General features: G+C 67.5%; 14 protein-coding genes. 12 read left to right on the forward strand and 2 right to left on the reverse strand.

Translation table 11 applies throughout. The features are described from left to right. Positions 1–131: 131 nt before the first annotated feature. The 5 genes from sucC (at position 132) to ACSAMQ_RS01410 (ending at position 4,559) form a co-directional block, all read left to right on the forward strand. A complete protein-coding gene (sucC, locus tag ACSAMQ_RS01390) occupies positions 132–1,298 on the forward strand; it encodes an ADP-forming succinate--CoA ligase subunit beta (RefSeq protein ID WP_435393925.1) in 1,167 nt (388 codons plus the stop codon). Positions 1,299–1,310: 12 nt separating this feature from the next. Next, a complete protein-coding gene (gene sucD / locus ACSAMQ_RS01395; RefSeq protein WP_435393926.1) occupies positions 1,311–2,186 on the forward strand; it encodes a succinate--CoA ligase subunit alpha in 876 nt (291 codons plus the stop codon). 112 nt (positions 2,187–2,298) lie between these two features. Then, the gene (locus ACSAMQ_RS01400; RefSeq protein WP_435393927.1) at positions 2,299–2,589 is read left to right on the forward strand and encodes a CopG family ribbon-helix-helix protein; all 291 of its coding nucleotides are present in this window, start codon (positions 2,299–2,301) and stop codon (positions 2,587–2,589) included. Then, a complete protein-coding gene (locus tag ACSAMQ_RS01405; protein ID WP_435393928.1) occupies positions 2,586–2,882 on the forward strand; it encodes a type II toxin-antitoxin system RelE/ParE family toxin in 297 nt (98 codons plus the stop codon). The genes ACSAMQ_RS01400 and ACSAMQ_RS01405 overlap by 4 nt, the downstream gene beginning before the upstream one ends. 39 nt (positions 2,883–2,921) lie before the next feature. Continuing rightward, complete coding sequence (locus ACSAMQ_RS01410; RefSeq protein WP_435393929.1) at positions 2,922–4,559, forward strand: NAD+ synthase; 1,638 nt, start codon at positions 2,922–2,924, stop codon at positions 4,557–4,559. Positions 4,560–4,654: 95 nt separating this feature from the next. On the opposite strand, the gene ACSAMQ_RS01415 is transcribed toward ACSAMQ_RS01410, so the two are convergent. Beyond that, entirely contained in the window at positions 4,655–5,554 is a 900-nt protein-coding gene (locus ACSAMQ_RS01415; protein ID WP_435393930.1) for an outer membrane protein assembly factor BamD, read from the reverse strand. Between the two features lie 105 nt (positions 5,555–5,659). On the opposite strand from ACSAMQ_RS01415, the gene rluD reads away from it, so the two are divergent. From rluD to clpB, 7 genes are all read left to right on the forward strand, one after another. Continuing rightward, on the forward strand, positions 5,660–6,634 hold the full coding sequence (rluD, locus tag ACSAMQ_RS01420) for a 23S rRNA pseudouridine(1911/1915/1917) synthase RluD (protein WP_435393931.1): 975 nt from the start codon (positions 5,660–5,662) through the stop codon (positions 6,632–6,634). Continuing rightward, entirely contained in the window at positions 6,631–7,404 is a 774-nt protein-coding gene (gene pgeF, locus ACSAMQ_RS01425; RefSeq protein ID WP_435393932.1) for a peptidoglycan editing factor PgeF, read from the forward strand. Before rluD ends, pgeF begins: the two co-directional genes overlap by 4 nt. Positions 7,405–7,412: 8 nt before the next feature. After that, positions 7,413–8,240, forward strand: coding sequence for a hypothetical protein (locus ACSAMQ_RS01430; RefSeq protein WP_435393933.1), 828 nt, complete (start codon positions 7,413–7,415; stop codon positions 8,238–8,240). Further along, entirely contained in the window at positions 8,240–8,965 is a 726-nt protein-coding gene (locus tag ACSAMQ_RS01435; RefSeq protein ID WP_435393934.1) for a DUF4166 domain-containing protein, read from the forward strand. Before ACSAMQ_RS01430 ends, ACSAMQ_RS01435 begins: the two co-directional genes overlap by 1 nt. Positions 8,966–9,325: 360 nt before the next feature. After that, positions 9,326–10,933, forward strand: a complete 1,608-nt coding sequence (locus ACSAMQ_RS01440; protein ID WP_435393935.1) for a hypothetical protein — start codon at positions 9,326–9,328, stop codon at positions 10,931–10,933. Between the two features lie 54 nt (positions 10,934–10,987). Then, positions 10,988–11,518, forward strand: coding sequence for a lactoylglutathione lyase (gene gloA, locus ACSAMQ_RS01445; protein WP_435393936.1), 531 nt, complete (start codon positions 10,988–10,990; stop codon positions 11,516–11,518). Positions 11,519–11,965: 447 nt separating this feature from the next. Beyond that, positions 11,966–14,551, forward strand: a complete 2,586-nt coding sequence (gene clpB, locus ACSAMQ_RS01450) for an ATP-dependent chaperone ClpB (RefSeq protein WP_435393937.1) — start codon at positions 11,966–11,968, stop codon at positions 14,549–14,551. A gap of 702 nt (positions 14,552–15,253) precedes the next feature. Here clpB and ACSAMQ_RS01455 read toward each other — a convergent pair. Then, a complete protein-coding gene (locus ACSAMQ_RS01455; protein WP_435393938.1) occupies positions 15,254–17,281 on the reverse strand; it encodes an amidohydrolase family protein in 2,028 nt (675 codons plus the stop codon). Positions 17,282–17,429: the final 148 nt, after the last annotated feature.

The following is a 17,429-nucleotide window of genomic DNA, read 5'->3' on the forward strand; positions in this document are numbered from 1 at the left end:
GTGGCCGGGCCGGCCGATCGACGGGTTTTGCTTCGGCCCGCCCCGATCGGCGACAATGCGGCCCCCTCGCGCGTGCTCCGGCTTCCGGCCGCATGCACCTGCGGGACGTCTTTCACTCCCCTCGGTGACGCATGAATTTTCACGAATATCAGGCAAAGCAGCTGTTTGCCGACTACGGCATCGCAGTGCCGGCCGGGCGCGTTGCGCGCACTCCGGATGAGGCCGTCGCGGCCGCCAAAGCCATTCCCGGCGACCTGTGGGTGGTCAAGGCCCAGATCCACGCCGGTGGCCGCGGCAAGGCCGGCGGCGTCAAGCTGGCCAAGAGCTACGACGAAGTGAAGCAGTACGCCCAGGCCATGCTCGGCACCAAGATGGAGACCTACCAGTCGGCCGGCGTCGCCCTGCCGATCGATACGGTGCTGATCTCCGAAGGCACCGACATCGCCAAGGAGCTGTACCTGTCGGTCCTGGTCGATCGCTCGACCAAGTCGATCACCTTCATCGCCTCGGCCGAAGGCGGCGTGGAAATCGAGAAGGTCGCCGAGGAAAACCCGGAAGCGATCAAGACCATCCACGTCAACTACGTGCAGGGCCTGCAGCCCTACCAGTGCCGCGAGCTGGGCTTCGCCCTCGGCCTCAACGCCAAGCAGGTCGGCCAGCTGAGCAAGATCATGCTGGGCCTGTACAAGCTGTTCAACGAGAAGGACCTGGCGCTGGTCGAACTGAACCCGCTGGCGATCCTGACCAACGGCGACCTCGCCGTGCTCGACGGCAAGGTCAACAGCGACGACAACGCGACCTTCCGCCACAAGGATCTCGCCGGCATGCGCGACATCCGCCAGGAAGACGAGACCGAGGTCCTGGCCAGCCAGCACGACCTCAACTACGTCACCATGGACGGCAACATCGGCTGCATGGTCAACGGCGCAGGCCTGGCGATGGCGACGATGGACGTCATCCAGCTCGAAGGCGGTTCGCCGGCCAACTTCCTCGACGTCGGCGGCGGCGCCACCAAGGAGCGCGTGACCGAAGCGTTCAAGCTGATCCTGAGCTCGGACAAGGTCAAGGCGATCTTCGTCAACATCTTCGGCGGCATCGTCCGCTGCGACATGATCGCCGAGGGCATCATCGCCGCGGTCAAGGAAGTCGACGTCAAGGTGCCGGTGATCGTTCGCCTCGAAGGCACCAACGTGGAAGCCGGCAAGGAACTGCTGAAGAACTCGGGTCTGGCCATCACTGCGGCGGACAACATCAACGACGGTGCCAAGAAGGCGGTTGCCGCCGTCGCGGGCAAGTGAGGCAGGACTGACATGAGCGTTTTGATCAACAAGAACACCAAGGTGATCGTGCAGGGCTTCACCGGCTCGCAGGGCACCTTCCACGCCGAGCAGATGCTCGAGTACGGCACCAAGGTCGTCGGCGGCGTGACCCCGGGCAAGGGCGGCACCGAGCACCTCGGCCTGCCGGTCTTCAATACCGTGCGCGACGCGGTCGACGAGACCGGCGCCGACGCCTCGGTCATCTACGTGCCGCCGCCGTTCGCGGCCGACGCGATCCTGGAAGCGGCCGACGCCGGCATCCGGGTCATCGTCTGCATCACCGAGGGCATCCCGGTGCTCGACATGCTGCGGGTGAAGAACACCCTCGACGGTTACGAGGACGTGGTCCTGGTCGGTCCGAACTGCCCCGGCGTGATCACGCCCGGCGAGTGCAAGATCGGCATCATGCCGGGCCACATCCACATGCCGGGCAAGATCGGCATCGTCTCGCGTTCGGGCACCCTGACCTATGAAGCGGTCAAGCAGACCACCGACGTGGGCCTGGGCCAGTCGACCTGCATCGGCATCGGCGGCGACCCGATCAACGGCACCAACTTCATCGACGCGCTGAAGTGGTTCCAGGACGACCCGCAGACCGAAGGCATCATCATGGTCGGCGAGATCGGCGGTTCGGCCGAGGAAGAAGCGGCCGAATTCATCAGCCAGTACGTGACCAAGCCGGTGGTCGGCTTCATCGCCGGCGCCTCGGCGCCGAAGGGCAAGCGCATGGGCCACGCCGGTGCGATCGCCTCGGGCGGTTCGGGCACGGCCGAAGGCAAGTTCGCGGCGATGGAAAAGGCCGGCGTCACCACGGTGAAGTCGCCGGGCGACCTCGGCGCGGCGATCGCCAAGCGTCTGGCCAAGTAAGCAGGTAACCGGCCGGTTCGCCGGTTCGCGAAAAGCCGCCTTCGGGCGGCTTTTTCGTTTGTAGCACTGCTGTGCTACATTGGTCTGGCTGCTACCGCTGGCCGAGGACGCCATGTCCACCACCACGATTCGCTTGACCGAAGAGCTCAAGGCGCGCATCGCCCGCGCCGCGGAACGCAGCGGCACCACGCCGCATGGGTTCATCCTCGGAGCGCTCGAGGAGAAGGTCGGCGAAGCCGAGCGCCGCCGCGATTTCGTCGACGAGGCCGAGCGTCGTTGGCAGGCCTTCGTCGCCGACGGACAGGTGTTCGCCTGGGAGGACATGCGTGAGTACCTCGCGCGCCGCGCCCAGGGAGAACGTCCGGCCTTGCCCGCCAAGAAGACTTTCGGGCGCGAGCCGTGACCCGAATCGTCCTGTCGCCCGGATTGGCGGAGGATTTCGCGCGGATTCTCGATCATCTGGACCGGCATGAGGCCGCGCAGCGAGAACAGCGTGTCGACGGCATCCTGCACGCGGTCGACGTGTTGACCGACAATCCCCTGATCGGGCGCTCGCTCGCCGGGGATCTGCGCGAACTGATCGTCGGCCACGATGCGCATGGATACGTCGCCCTGTACCGCCATCTCGGCGAGTTCGACACCGTTTTGATCATCGCCATCCGCGCTCAACGCGAGGCTGGCTACACCCACGACTGAAGCTTGGCACGACTGACCAGTCGCAACGAGAACCGCCGAATGTCCAAGACCCTGCGCATCGCCATGGCCCAGTTCGACTTCCCGGTCGGCGCGGTCGAAAAGAACGCCGAACGCATCGCGGCGATGATCGTCGAGGCGCGCGACCGCCACGGCGCCGAGGTGGTGCTGTTTCCCGAACTCGCGGTCAGCGGTTATCCGCCGGAAGACCTGCTGCTGCGTCCCAGCTTCCTCGCCGATTGCGAGGCAGCGCTGGAGCGGATCGCCCAGGCCGCGCGCGGGATTGTCGCGGTGGTGGGCTGGCCGCAGGCCGCAGGCGCGGTGGTCTACAACGCCGCCAGCGTGCTGCGCGACGGACGGGTCGAGGCGACCTACCGCAAGCGCGAGCTGCCCAATTACGCGGTGTTCGACGAGCGCCGTTATTTCGATGTCGACCCCGACGGCGAGGCCTGCGTGTTCGAGGTCAAGGGCGTCTGCGTCGGCCTGGTGATCTGCGAGGACCTGTGGTTCGCCGAGCCGCTCGCCGCGACCGCTGCCGCCGGCGCCGGGCTGGTGCTGGTGCCGAACGCCTCGCCGTTCGAGCGCGACAAGCACGCCCAGCGCGACGCCCTGCTGGAACTGCGGGCCAAGGAAACCGGGGTGGCGCTGGCCTATCTCAACGTCGTCGGCGGCCAGGACGCCCTGGTCTTCGACGGCGCCTCGGTGCTCGCCGACGGCAACGGCCAGGTGCATCCGGCCGCGAGCGCGTTCGAGGACCACTGGCTGGTCGCCGACTACCGCGACGAGGACCGCAGCTTCGTGCCGGTGGACTGGCCGGCCGAACCGGACGAAGGGCGCGATGCCCTGGCCTGGCGCGCGGTGGTTCGCGGCACTCGCGACTATTGCCGCAAGAACGGCTTCGACAAGGTCTGGCTGGGGCTGTCGGGCGGCATCGATTCCTCGCTGGTGATGGCCATCGCGGTCGATGCGCTGGGCCCGCAGAACGTCGTCGCGGTGCGCATGCCCTCGCGCTACACCGCCGACCTGTCCAACGACCTGGCCGCCGAGCAATGCGCGAGCCAGGGCGTGCGCCTGCTGGCGCTGCCGATCGAGAAGCCGTTCCAGGGCTATCTGGACACCTTGGCCGAGGTGTTCGCCGACAAGGCGGTGGACGTCACCGAGGAAAACCTGCAGTCGCGCACCCGCGGCGCGCTGTTGATGGCGATGAGCAACAAGTTCGGAGGCCTGCTGCTGACCACCGGCAACAAGAGCGAATACGCGGTCGGTTACGCCACCATCTACGGCGACATGTGCGGCGGCTATGCGCCGATCAAGGACCTGTACAAGACCGAGGTGTTCGCGCTCTCGCGCTGGCGCAACGCGGTCGCCGGCGCGCCGGTCATCCCGTGGGCGGTGATCGACCGTCCGCCCTCGGCCGAGCTGCGCGAAAACCAGAAGGACCAGGACTCGCTGCCGCCCTACGACGTGCTCGACGCGATCCTGCTGCGCCACGTCGATCAGGAACAGTCGCGCGACGAGATCGTAGCGGCCGGTTACGACCCGGCCACGGTCGACAAGGTGCTGCGACTGGTGCGTATCAGCGAATGGAAGCGGCACCAGGCCGCGCCGGGGCCGAAGGTCTCGCGGCGCGCGTTCGGTCGCGAGCGTCGCTACCCGATCACCAACGGTTACGTCGGTTGATCGCGTAGCGTTCCGCAGGGGCGGTAACCCCCGGCCCACAAAAAACGCCGCCCGAGGGCGGCGTTTTCGTTCGTGCTGCGTTGCGAAGCGGGCGCTTACTGCTTGCGCTTTTCTTCGTCGCGGTCGCGGTTGTCGACCGCCGACTTCTCGCCCGCGAACGGGTTGAGCTTGCGCAGGTTGCTCGGGTAGTCCGGCCAGTCTTCCGACAGCGCCGGATGAGTGGCGTCGTTCTGCTGCAGCACGCGCTTGGCGTCGGCGGCGAGGGTCTGGTTGCCCAGGCCTTCGTAGGCCTTCATCAGCACCGCGACCGCATCGTTCTGGTAGCGGCTCTGCGGATAGGTCTCGAGCAGGTACTTGGCGCGGTCGGCCGAGGCCACGAAGGCGGTGCGGCGCAGGTAATACAGCGACACGTCGAGTTCGTGGCGGGCGAAGGTGTCGCGCAGGGCGAGCATGCGCTTGCGCGCGTCCTCGGCGTAGCGGCTGTTCGGGTAGCGCTCGACCACCGCTAGGAAATCGTTGTAGGCCTGCATCGGCGTCGACAGGTCGCGGCGGCTGACGTCCAGGCGCCAGACCCGCTGCAGGAACACCGTGTCGCGGCTGGAGTTCACCAACCCGCGCAGGTAGTACAGATAGGCGATGTTGCGGTGGGTCGGATAGGTGCGGATGAAGCGGTCGATGCTGCTGATCGCGTCGTCGTGCTTGCCCGACTTGTACTGGGCATAGGCCGTTTCGATCAGGGCCTGCTCGGTGTAGGGGCCGTAGGGATACTGGGCGACCAGGCGCTTGAAGCTCGCCTCGCCCGAGGCCCAGTTGCCGTTGACCATCGAGCCGTGGGCCTTCTGGTAGATGGCCTCGACCGGCTGGCCTTCGTCCGCGTCTTTGTCCTTTTTGAACATCTTGCCGACGCGGCTGCAGCCGGAGGCGGCGAAAACCACGATCAACAGCAGGCAAAACAGGCGAACAAGTCCGCGGGAAGGGGCAAAACGTACAGTCATGGCAGGCATCGACGGGCGCCGGAGGCACGAAGCGCCGATAATAGCAGTCCGCGGGTCGTGCCCCTTAACCGATCCCGTCTCCCCGCCGCCGTATAGACCCCTCCGATGACCGAGCCCCGCCAGACCCTCACCGCCACCGTGCCCGACAGCGCCGCCGGGCGCCGCTTCGATGCGGTTCTGGCCGAACTGTTCCCCGATTATTCGCGCTCGCGCCTGGCCACCTGGATCAAGTCCGGCGACGCGCGCCTGAACGGCCGCGAGGTGCGTCCGCGCGATCCGGTCCAGGGCGGGGAGTCGGTCGAGCTGACCGTCGTCCTCGACATCCAGACCCGCGCCGAGGCCGAGGACATCGCCCTGGACGTGCTGTACGAGGACGCCGACGTGATCGTCCTCGACAAGCCGGCCGGGCTGGTCGTCCATCCCGGCGCCGGCAACCACGCCGGCACCCTGGTCAATGCCCTGCTGCACCGCGATCCCGGCCTGGCCACCCTGCCGCGGGCCGGCATCGTCCATCGCCTCGACAAGGACACCTCCGGGGTCATGGTCGTGGCCCGCACCCTGCCGGCGCATACCTCGCTGGTCGAGCAGCTGTCGGCGCGCGAAGTGCATCGCCAGTACCTCGCGGTGGTGGTCGGCGCGCTGGTCTCCGGCGGCACCGCCAACGCGCCGATCGACCGCCACCCGCGCGATCGCCTGCGCATGGCGGTGCGCGAGGACGGCCGCGACGCGGTCACCCACTTCCGCCTGCGCGAGCGCTTCCGCGCTCACACCCTGCTCGAATGCCGCCTGGAAACCGGGCGCACCCACCAGATCCGCGTGCACATGGCGCACCTGAAGCACCCGATCGTCGGCGACCCGCTGTACGGCGGCCCGCTCAAGCTGCCCAAGGGCGCCACCGACGGCCTGGTCGAGGCCCTGCGCGGCTTCAAGCGCCAGGCCCTGCATGCCGAGACGCTGGAGTTCGTCCACCCGGTCAGCGGCGAGCCGATCCGCTGCACCGCGCCGGTGCCGGCCGACCTGCGCCATCTGGTCGCCGAGCTCGGCGCCGACACCCGCGCCGCGGCCGAGGCCGGGCGATGAGCGAGGGCGCCGCCGCGCCGTGGATCGATGCCCAGTGGCCGATGGCCGGGTCGGTGCACGGGTTCACCACGCTGCGCGCCGGCCTCGGCGTGTCGCAGGCGCCGTTCGACCGCTTCAACCTGGGCACCCGCTACGGCAGCGATCGCGACGACCCGGCCGCGGTGACGCGCAATCGCGAGCTGTTGATCGAACACGCCGGCCTGCCGTCGCCGCCGCGCTGGCTGCATCAGGTGCACGGCATCGAGGTCGTGCGTTTCGACGGCCGCGGCCACGGCGACGAGGAACCGGTCGGCGATGCCTCGGTGACTTCCAGCCCCGGCACCGTGCTCGCGATCCTCACCGCCGATTGCCTGCCGGTGTTGTTCGCCGCCGAAGACGGCAGCGAAGTCGGCGCCGCCCACGCGGGTTGGCGCGGCTTGGCCGGTGGAGTGCTGGAGGCGACGGTCGCGGCGATGCGCACCACGCCGGGGCGCCTGCGCGCCTGGCTGGGCCCGGCGGCGGGGCCGCAGCGCTACGAAATCGGCGCCGAGGTGCGCGAGGCCTTCGTCGCCGCCGATGCCCAAGCGGCCTCGGCCTTCGTCGCCACCCGCCCGGAGCATTGGCGGGTCGATCTGTACGCCCTGGCGCGGATGCGTCTGGCGCAGGCCGGCCTGGCGGCCGATCATATCCACGGCGGCGGGTTGTGCACGATTTCCGAACCCGACCGCTTCTATTCCCATCGCCGCGACCGCCGCACCGGCCGCATGGCGACCCTCATCTGGATGCAATGATGACTCTCATGGCCCAACGGACGGTCCTGTCCCTGTCTTTATCCCTCGGCGCGCTGCTCTGCACCGGCGCGTTCTGCGCCGACGCCGCGGCGGCGGATTGCCAGTCGCGCGTTTACGATCTGCTGCGGGCGGCGTACCCCGGCAGCACCGGCGAAACCGGCGACGAGGGCGAGCTGCTGCGCACCGCCGGCTCGCCCACGCGCTGGATCAACCTCGGCGAGGTGGCCTGCAAGGTCTGGCCGGCCTCGCCGGACAAGACCCTGCTGGCGGTGCGGCTGCGGCATGACGCGGCGACCGGTATGGACAGCGAGACCGCCGACCTGGAAGTGCTGGTCGCCGATTCGGCGCGCCCGCGCATCCTGCAGCGTTACCGCGAAGACGGAGCGCTGCAGTCCGATGCGGTGCGGATCAGCTCGGTGACCCTGGATACCGCGCGTTACCGCCTCAACGAAAGCACCACCGCCTTCGGCGTGCGGATCGGCTACACCGGTTCGTCGCGCGCCAACCCCTACGGCAGCACGGTGATGAATCTGTACGTCGCCGACGGCGCCGCCCTGCGGCCGGTGCTGAGCAAGCTCGAAGTGTCGAAAGAGCGCGGCGAATGGGACACCAACTGCGCCGGCGAATTCGAGAACGTGCAGCGCACTGTCGCGATCGACGCCAAGCGCGACCATGGTTACGCCGGCCTGCGCATCAACAGCATCGAGGAAAGCACCCGCAACGAACTCGACGACAAGGACTGCAACGAGCTGCCCGGCCCAACCAAGAAGAGCAGCGTGCGCCTGGCCTACGACGGCCGCGAGTACGCGGTGCCGGACGATCTGCGCGGGCTGTGATGCGAAACCAGGCAGTCCACCGGGCGTCGGCATCGGTCGAGGCGGCGATAGGCGCGCGCGAAGGCATGTACCCGCGCGCGCTGGGGGTGCGTTTCGTGTTCCTGCCGCGGACCCTGCGGCTGCTGCACGGCCGCGGCGGGCGCCGGGTCTATCGCGGCGAGGCCCAGGTCGAGCGCGGCCGCGGGTTGTGCTCGCGGCTGTTCGCGCGCATCGCCCGCCTGCCCAGGGCGCATGCCGGGCCGATCGAGGTCGAGATCGACGCCCACGCGCGCGGCGGGACCTGGACCCGGCGCTTCGGCACGTCGGCGATGCGCTCGCGGCTGGTCGAACGCGACGGCCTGGTATACGAACGTCTGGGACCGATGCGCTTCGCGTTCGCGCTGGAACTGGTCGGCGAGCTGCCCGATGCGGCCGCCTCGGGGGTGATGTCGCTCGGCGCCGGTACGCAGGTGACGGTGTCCTCGGCGGTGATGCCGGCCCAACTGGCCGACGAGCCGATGGGCGCTGCGGGCGATAAGGCCGAATCGGAGATGGACGATCCGGGCCTGTCGTGGCGACTGATGCGGGTGCGCGCGCTCGGCCTGCCGCTGCCGTCGGGCTGGTTCGCCGGCGTGCGTGCGCGCGAATTCGAGCGCGACGGGCGCTACCACTTCGATGTCGGCGCGCGGTTGCCGGTCATCGGCCTGCTGGTGCGCTATCGGGGCTGGCTGGACGTCGAGGATTGAGCCCAAGTCCGGCCTCCGTCGTGGCGGCGAGTTTCGCCGGTGCGTTGCGGCATGAGCCGATAACCCATTCGCCTCCTTCGCACCGCCCCAAGCCGGCCGATTGGCGGCACACTCGCTGTTGCGAACGGATCGCAGAGCCGCCGGCACGGAAGCGCCCATTCCTGCGTCCCGAGTAGCTTCGATGAGTGCCATGAACCCTATTCCGTCAGCCCTGTGTTTCTATTTTTCCGACAATCGTTTAGCGGTCTTTTTTCGTCAGGCGGCATTTGCCGGTAGCGCGGGGCACGTAGAGCACCAGCGCTTGGCTCCGGGTTCCGATCGGGCGGTCCCCGCGGGTGGTCCGGATGGGGGACGCGGCCGATGAACGCCGATACCCCGCGTAAGCAGCGCTCTTGGTTGGTGGCCGGCGATCTCAACGGCTTCTTCGGTCTGGTCGTCGACAACCTGTCGATCCTGGGTTTCATCTCCGCGGCGCTGATCGGCATCTTCGGTTTCCCGGCCGACGTCATCTACACGCGCATGTTCCCGGGCACCGCCTTCGGCGTGCTGGTCGGCAACCTGATCTACACCTTCATGGCGCGGCGCCTCGCGGCCAAGAGCAGCCGCGACGACGTCACCGCAATGCCGCTGGGCCTGGATGCGCCGACCAGCATCGGCATGGCCTTGCTGGTGCTCGGCCCGGCCTTCGTCGGTTTCAAGCAGCAGGGCATGGACGAGCAGGCCGCGGCGATGGCCACCTGGCACCTCGGCATGGCCTCGCTGGTGGTCATGGGCGTGCTCAAGTTCGTGCTGTCGTTCGCCGGCGATACCGTCACCCGGCTGATCCCGCGCGCCGGCCTGCTCGGTTCGATCGCCGGTGTCGCCCTGGTGCTGATGGGCTTCCTGCCGCTGATCGAGACCCTGCGCTCGCCGATGGTGGGCTTCATCACGCTGGGGCTGTTGCTGTACGTGTTGATCGCGAAGGGACGGCTGCCGGTGAAGTTGCCGGGGGTGTTCCTGGCGTTCGTGTTCGGCACTTTGTTGTATTACGGCTTCGGGGCGATCGGGCTGGGAGCGCCCGGCTTCGCGTGGCCCGAGCCGTCGCCGCTGCGTTTCGTGCTGCCGTGGCCGAGCCTGGGCTTCATCGACGGCCTGGCTTATACGAAACCTTATTTGCCGCTGTTGTTGCCGTTCGGCTTGCTGATGGTGGTCGGCGGCATCAACGTCAGCGAAAGCGCGCGCGCCGCGGGCGACGATTACCGCACCCGCGACATCTTGCTGGCCGAGGCCTTCTCGACCCTGGTCGCCGGTTTCTGCGGCGGCGTCGCCCAGACCACGCCCTACATCGGCCAGCCCGCCTACAAGCACATGGGCGCGCGCAGCGGCTACACCTTGTTGACCGGCTTGTTCATCGGTCTCGGCGGCATCCTCGGCATCGTCTCCGGGCTGGTGCAGTGGCTGCCGCTCGCAGTGCTCGCGCCGATCATCGTCTACGTCGCCCTCGACATCACCACCCAGGCCTTCCAGGCCACCCCGAGCAAGCATGCGACCGCGATGGTGTTCGGCTTCCTGCCGTCGGTGGCCTACATGCTGGCGATCAAGACCGGCAACCCGGGCTGGATCGCCCCGGATCACCACGCCCAGCTGATGAACGCGCTCGACGGCCATGGGCTGCCGGAACTGGCGGTGATCGTGACTCTCGGTAACGGCTTCATCATGACGTCGATGATCTGGACCTCTGCGGTCGCGGCGATGGTCGACGGCCGCCTGCGCCGCGCCGCCGTATTCCTGCTGGTCGGCGCGGCCTTGAGCCTGTTCGGCATCATCCATTCGGTCGACCCGCGCGGCGGCATCTACCTGCCGTGGGCCCTGGAAGGGCTGCAGCGCACGATCGCCCTGCAATTCATCGGCGCCTATGTCGGCCTGGCGGTTTTGCTGGGCCTGCTGTCTTTGCAGCGCAATGCCGTGCCGGCCGAGCCGCAGGCTTGAGAGCGGACGGAGCTGCCCGCAAATCGTCCATTCCCCTCTGAACCGGCCCACGCCATGTCCCTGCAGAACGAACTCGACGCCGTCCCCGGCGTGACCGCACACCCGGAAGCCGCCACCCGCGACTTCGTCTTCAACCACACCATGCTGCGGGTGAAAGACCCGCGCCGCTCGCTGGACTTCTACACCCGCGTGCTCGGCTTCACCCTGGTGCGCAAGCGCGACTTCGCCGACGCCAAGTTCAGCCTGTACTTCCTGGTGCTCGTGGCCGACCCGGCGCAGATCCCGGCCGAAGAACCCGCGCGCGGCGAATGGCTGCTGAGCCAGCGCGGCGTGCTCGAACTGACCCACAACCACGGCACCGAGGACGACGCGGATTTCGCCTACCACGACGGCAACAGCGACCCGCGCGGCTTCGGCCACATCTGCGTGTCGGTGCCCGACATCGAAGCCGCCTGCGCGCGCTTCGAGCAACTCGGCGTCGCTTTCCAGAAACGCCTCAGCGACGGTCGCATGAAGAACATCGCCTTCATCAAGGACCCGGACGGGTATTGGGTCGAGATCCTGCAGCCGAACAGCCTGGTCTGATCCTCTCTGGTTTGATCCTCGGTTCCATACCGATTTCTGTCGCCCCCGGAACACCGGGCAAGCAGATCCCCCCTTTGAAAAAGGGGGGCAGGGGGATTTGCTTTTGCTTTGCTGAGTCGCCATAGCGCGACCCAAAGCAAATCCCCCGCGCTATGGCGTCGATCAGGCTCCGGACCAACACCGGGCGCTCGCCCCCTTTGCAAAGGGGGCGTCGGGCAGCGCCACGCTGCCGGACGAGATTCCCCTGTGCGTTCCGCAGTACCCCCCTTTGGAAAAGGGGCGGCAAGGGGGATTTGCTTTTGCAGTCAGTTGCCGGACCGGCCAACTGGCGGCCCCCGGAAACCCCGTCCCGCCTTGAATCGGCCCCTCCAGCCCGCATTAACAGGTCATTCGCGGCCGCGGCGCGACACTCGCGCCCGGGCCGCCACACCTTCGGAGGGACCACCCATGCGGATGGACAAGCTTACTTCGCGCTTCCAGCAGGCCTTGTCGGACGCGCAATCGCTCGCGGTCGGGCGCGACCACAGCGTCATCGAACCGGCGCATCTGCTGACCGCGCTGCTCGAACAAAGCGGCGGCAGCACCCGGCCGCTGCTGGCCCAGGCCGGGGTCAACGTGCCGCTGTTGCGCGAGCGCCTCGGCGAGGCGCTGGAAAAGCTGCCCAAGGTGTCGGGCCAGGCCGGCAACGTCTCGGTCGGCAACGACCTCGCGCGCTTGCTCAACGTCACCGACAAACTGGCGCAGCAACGCAACGACGCCTTCATCGCCAGCGAGTTGTTCCTGCTCGCTGCGCTCGACGACGGCGGCGAAGTCGGCCGTGCGCTCAAGGCGGCCGGCGCCACCAAGGCCAAGCTCGAACCGGCCATCGACAAACTGCGCGGGGGCGAAAGCGTGCAATCGGAAAACGCGGAAGAACAACGCCAGGCGCTGGAAAAATACTGCATCGACCTGACCGCGCGCGCCGAGTCGGGCAAGCTCGACCCGGTGGTCGGTCGCGACGAAGAGATCCGCCGCACCATCCAGGTGCTGCAGCGCCGGACCAAGAACAACCCGGTGCTGATCGGCGAACCCGGCGTCGGCAAGACCGCCATCGTCGAAGGCCTGGCCCAGCGCATCATCAACAACGAAGTGCCCGAAGGCCTGCGCGGCAAGCGCGTGCTGTCGCTCGACATGGGCGCGCTGATCGCCGGCGCCAAGTTCCGCGGCGAATTCGAAGAGCGCCTGAAGGCGGTGCTCAACGATCTGGCCAAGAACGAAGGCCAGGTGATTCTCTTCATCGACGAACTGCACACCATGGTCGGCGCCGGCAAGGCCGAGGGCGCGATGGACGCCGGCAACATGCTCAAGCCCGCGCTCGCACGCGGCGAGCTGCACTGCATCGGCGCGACCACGCTCGACGAGTACCGCAAGTACGTCGAGAAGGACGCCGCGCTCGAACGCCGCTTCCAGAAGGTGTTTGTGGGCGAGCCGACGGTCGAGGACACCATCGCGATCCTGCGCGGTCTCAAGGAGCGCTATGCCGTGCACCACGGCGTGGAGATCACCGATCCGGCGATCGTCGCCGCGGCGACCCTGTCGCATCGCTACATCGCCGACCGCCAACTGCCCGACAAGGCCATCGACCTGATGGACGAGGCCGCTTCGCGCATCCGCATGGAAATCGACTCCAAGCCCGAGGAGCTCGACCGCAAGGAACGCCGGCTGATCCAGCTCAAGATCCAGCGCGAGGCGCTGAAGAAGGAGAAGGACGCAGAGTCCAAGCAGCGTCTGGCCGATCTGGAAGCCGAGATCGCCACGCTCGAGCGCGAGTTCAACGACCTCGAGGAAATCTGGAAGGCCGAGAAGGCGACTCTGCAGGGCGCGACCAAGATCAAGGAGCAGATCGAGCAGGCCAAGCTCGATCTCGAGGCCGCCCAGCGCACCCAGGACTATGCGCGCATGAGCGAGATCCAGTACGGCAAGCTGCCGGAACTGGAGAAGCAGCTCAAGGCCGCGCAGGAAGCCGAGACCCAGGGCTTCAAGCTGCTGCAGGACAAGGTCACCGCGGAGGAGATCGCCGAAGTCGTGGCGCGCTGGACCGGCATTCCGGTGTCGAAGATGCTCGAAGGCGAGCGCGACAAGCTGTTGAAGATGGAACAGGCGCTGCACGCGCGCGTGGTCGGCCAGGACGAAGCGGTGCGGGTGGTGTCCGACGCGGTGCGGCGTTCGCGCGCCGGTCTGTCCGACCCGAATCGCCCGAGCGGCTCGTTCCTGTTCCTCGGCCCGACCGGCGTGGGCAAGACCGAGCTGTGCAAGGCGCTGGCCGAATTCCTGTTCGACTCGGCCGACGCGATGATCCGCATCGACATGAGCGAGTTCATGGAGAAGCACGCGGTCAGCCGCCTGGTCGGCGCGCCTCCGGGCTATGTCGGCTATGAAGAGGGCGGTTACCTGACCGAGGCCGTGCGCCGCCGTCCGTACAGCGTGATCCTGCTCGACGAAGTCGAGAAGGCGCATCCGGACGTGTTCAACATCCTGTTGCAGGTGCTCGACGACGGCCGCCTGACCGACGGCCAGGGCCGCACCGTCGATTTCCGCAACACGGTGATCGTGATGACCTCGAACCTGGGCTCGCAGATGATCCAGGAGCTCAATGCCGACGACACGCCGGAGAGCTACACCCAGATGAAGGCGGCGGTGATGGGCGTAGTGCAGGCGCACTTCCGTCCCGAGTTCATCAACCGCCTCGACGACATCGTGGTGTTCCACCCGCTCGACAAGAGCCAGATTCGCGAGATCGCCAAGATCCAGCTGCACGGCCTGGAAAAGCGCCTCGCCGAACGCGGCCTCAGGCTGGCGCTGTCGGATGCCGGCCTGGCCCTGATCGGCAACGTCGGTTTCGACCCGGTTTACGGCGCGCGTCCGCTCAAGCGCGCGGTGCAGCAGCAATTGGAGAACCCGCTCGCGCAGAAGATCCTCAGCGGCGAGTTCGTCAGCGGCGACACGATTCGTGTCGATGCCGAGGGTGGGCGGTTGGTGTTCGGCAAGGGGTGACCGGCGCAGTCGGCGCCGCTGGCGCTAGACGACAAAGGCCCGCGATTCGCGGGCCTTTGTTTTTGGGCCTGGCCTGCCGCTCTTGCCCTGGCGGCCTGACTCCGGCATCGGCGCAAGTGAGGCGTCGTGGTCGCGGCTTGCGCCGCTCCTACCCTGGACCCGCCGCATCGGTCCGGTGCGCGAATCTATCTTCTGTAGGAGCGACGTGAGTCGCGACCAAGGAACGCGCAAAGGCGCCAAGGCCGATATTGCCACCGAAGCGATGTGCTTTCGCCAGGGGAGGAGCGGCGCAAGCCGCGACATCGCTGCAGCGGTCTTGCGGCGCAGTGTTCAAGAAAGATCAATATCTGGATCAAGATCAAACCCAAAGCTTCCGCCACTAAAGCGGCGGGTAACTTTCTTTTGTCTAAAGCAACAAAAAAAAGTAACCAAAGAAGTTGCTTTCGTTTTGAATCACAGGCCCGCACGATCGGTGCATACGCGGGGATTTTTCATACGGGACATCCTTGTCCCGATGAAAAACGGCCCGCATCCATGCGGGCCGCCCTCCGGGTCTTCGACTGCCTTCGCTAGTGCGTCGCGACGCACGGCAACAGCAAAATCTTCACGGCAACGGCAACGGCAACGGCAACGGCAACGGCAACGGCAACGGGGGCATGCTGGACGGGTTTCTCAGCAGCCTGCTGTGACCCTAAACGCCACTCAATTCGCCGCCGCCGGCGCCGCCTTGCGTGGCACGATCCCTAGCGCCTTCTCGATCTGCGCCGGGTCGTAGCGCTTGCCGCCCTTGAATACGGCGTCGACCTTGCGGATGTCGTTCATGTCCCGGATCGGGTCGCCGTCGATCAGCACCAGGTCGGCGAGCTTGCCGGGTGCGATCACGCCGCGGTCCTTGTCGACGCCCAGCACTTGCGCCGGGGTCAACGTCGCCAGGCGCAGGACTTCGGCGTTGGCGATGCCGGCGCGGGCGTACAGGATCAACTCGGCGTGCAGCATGTAGCCGGCCAGGGCGTCGGTGCCGGGCAGGATCGTCACGCCGGCGTCGTGCAGGGCCTTGAGCACGCGCAGCATGGTCGGGAAGGACTGCGCGTAGGCATGTTCCTCGCCCTTCGGCACCTTCAGCGAACCCCAGCTCAGGTTGCGCCGGGCCTGGGGCGGCAATCGCGGCGCGACGGTCTTGAGCCCGGGTGGGATCTTGCTTTGCGGATCGCCGGCGAACAGGTCTTCGGCGATGCCCATGGTCGGGTCGAGCACGGTATGGGTGCGCTTGAGGAAGGCGATGAAATCGCGCACCTCGGCGCGCTCCGGCGGAAACTCGGCGGCATGCGCGGCCGGTTCGGTCAGCCGCGCCATAGTGCGGGTCTCCTGCACGCGCGGGTAGAGGAAGTTGAGTTCGACGAACAGGATGTGCTGCAACTCGTCGGCGCCGGCCTCGATGAACTGGCGCGCCGACATGAAGGCCGGCACGTGGCCGCTGTAGCGCAGGCCGCGGGCATGGGCGCGGTCGGCGATCACCGGCACCAGCTCGGGCTTGAGCGAAGAGTAGCTCTTGATCTGCATGTAGCCGTGGTCGGCGTACCAGTCGACCGCCTTGATCGCTTCCTCTGGCGTGTCGACGAGCATCCTGGTCGGACCGGCGTAGGGGCCTGGCCCGTCGATGAAACCGGCGGCGAGCACGCGCGGACCGATCTCGGTGCCGGCCTCGAAGCGCTTGACCTTGTCGAGGAAGGCGTCGGTGTTGTTGGCGACGTCGCGGCTGCTGGTGACGCCGTTGGCGATATCCATCGCGCCGTCGGCGTCGCCGTAGTGCTTGTGCACGTCCCACAGGCCGGGCATCAGGAAGCGGCCGCCGGCATCGAGGATCTCCGCGTTGGCCGGCGGCTTGAGCGCCGCGTCGGCGCCAACGCGAACGATGCGCTCGCCTTCGACCAGGACGCTGGTGTTCGGCGTCACCGACAGGTCGCGCGGGTCGTACAGCCGCGCGTTGCGGATCAGCAGGGGCCCTTTCGGGGTGTGAGTCAGTTCGCGCGCGAGCTTCAGCGACCAGTCGGCGCCAGCGCGTTCCTGAAATTCGATCAGCTTGGCCAGCGAATCCTTGTACTCGGGCGAGAGAATCGAGACCCAGCCCGAGGCCATGATCAGCGCCGCGGTATGGCCCTCGGCGTCCAGCCAGACCGAACCCGGCGTGTAGTCCAGCCCGGACACGCGATACAGCGACAAGGTCGCCGGCCCCTTGGCCGTGGATACGTCGAGCGTACCGGCGGCGTCGAGTCGCGCTTCGCCGGCCGGCAGCAGGGCGAGCTTGCGTTCGGGCGCTTTCAGCAAGGCGCGTACCAGCACGCCCTGGATTTCCGGAGTGGCGTTGAGCGGCAGGAAGAACGCCGGCGCGGTCAGGGTTTTCTCGCCTTGCTCGCTGTCGTTCTTCCAGCGCGCTTTACCGTCGCGCAGGCTGAAGGTCTCATCGACCGGCACCTTCAGGTAGTTGTGGCCGCTGCCCTTGTACTCGATCGGAATGCCGGAGGCGTCGAGGGTCCATTCGGTCTTGAGATGATCCCCGCGGCCGCGGTCGCTGTATTGATACTCGACGCGGGTGCCGCCGTCGCGAGTGGTTTCGACGATCTGCTGGCCGGCGGGTTTGCCTTGCAGCAGCATGATCTGTTCGCGCTTGGGGGGCGCGGCGACGGCATTCGAAATCGCCAGGGACAGCAACAGCGCAACGGTCGAGCGCATGGCGGGCACCTCGGGCATTCGCGGCGGGGCCGCTGGGCCGGACCGATCGCTGGCGCCCGCAGCGGCGAGGCCCTCTTTATAGCCGATCGGCCGATGTCGGGAATGTACTGGGGTCGACGAAAACGACGGGCCGGACGATCCGGGCCGT

The organism is Lysobacter sp. 1R34A (genome assembly GCF_051217035.1).
Lineage (GTDB): Bacteria > Pseudomonadota > Gammaproteobacteria > Xanthomonadales > Xanthomonadaceae > Lysobacter.

Bases quoted from the DNA above. Each gene is read 5' to 3' on its own strand.
- sucC (WP_435393925.1), top strand. From the start codon at position 132: ATGAATTTTCACGAATATCAGGCAAAGCAGCTGTTTGCCGACTACGGC.
- sucD (WP_435393926.1), top strand. From the start codon at position 1,311: ATGAGCGTTTTGATCAACAAGAACACCAAGGTGATCGTGCAGGGCTTC.
- ACSAMQ_RS01400 (WP_435393927.1), top strand. From the start codon at position 2,299: ATGTCCACCACCACGATTCGCTTGACCGAAGAGCTCAAGGCGCGCATC.
- ACSAMQ_RS01410 (WP_435393929.1), top strand. From the start codon at position 2,922: ATGTCCAAGACCCTGCGCATCGCCATGGCCCAGTTCGACTTCCCGGTC.
- ACSAMQ_RS01415 (WP_435393930.1), bottom strand. From the start codon at position 5,554: ATGACTGTACGTTTTGCCCCTTCCCGCGGACTTGTTCGCCTGTTTTGC.
- rluD (WP_435393931.1), top strand. From the start codon at position 5,660: ATGACCGAGCCCCGCCAGACCCTCACCGCCACCGTGCCCGACAGCGCC.
- pgeF (WP_435393932.1), top strand. From the start codon at position 6,631: ATGAGCGAGGGCGCCGCCGCGCCGTGGATCGATGCCCAGTGGCCGATG.
- ACSAMQ_RS01430 (WP_435393933.1), top strand. From the start codon at position 7,413: ATGGCCCAACGGACGGTCCTGTCCCTGTCTTTATCCCTCGGCGCGCTG.
- ACSAMQ_RS01435 (WP_435393934.1), top strand. From the start codon at position 8,240: ATGCGAAACCAGGCAGTCCACCGGGCGTCGGCATCGGTCGAGGCGGCG.
- ACSAMQ_RS01440 (WP_435393935.1), top strand. From the start codon at position 9,326: ATGAACGCCGATACCCCGCGTAAGCAGCGCTCTTGGTTGGTGGCCGGC.
- gloA (WP_435393936.1), top strand. From the start codon at position 10,988: ATGTCCCTGCAGAACGAACTCGACGCCGTCCCCGGCGTGACCGCACAC.
- clpB (WP_435393937.1), top strand. From the start codon at position 11,966: ATGCGGATGGACAAGCTTACTTCGCGCTTCCAGCAGGCCTTGTCGGAC.
- ACSAMQ_RS01455 (WP_435393938.1), bottom strand. From the start codon at position 17,281: ATGCGCTCGACCGTTGCGCTGTTGCTGTCCCTGGCGATTTCGAATGCC.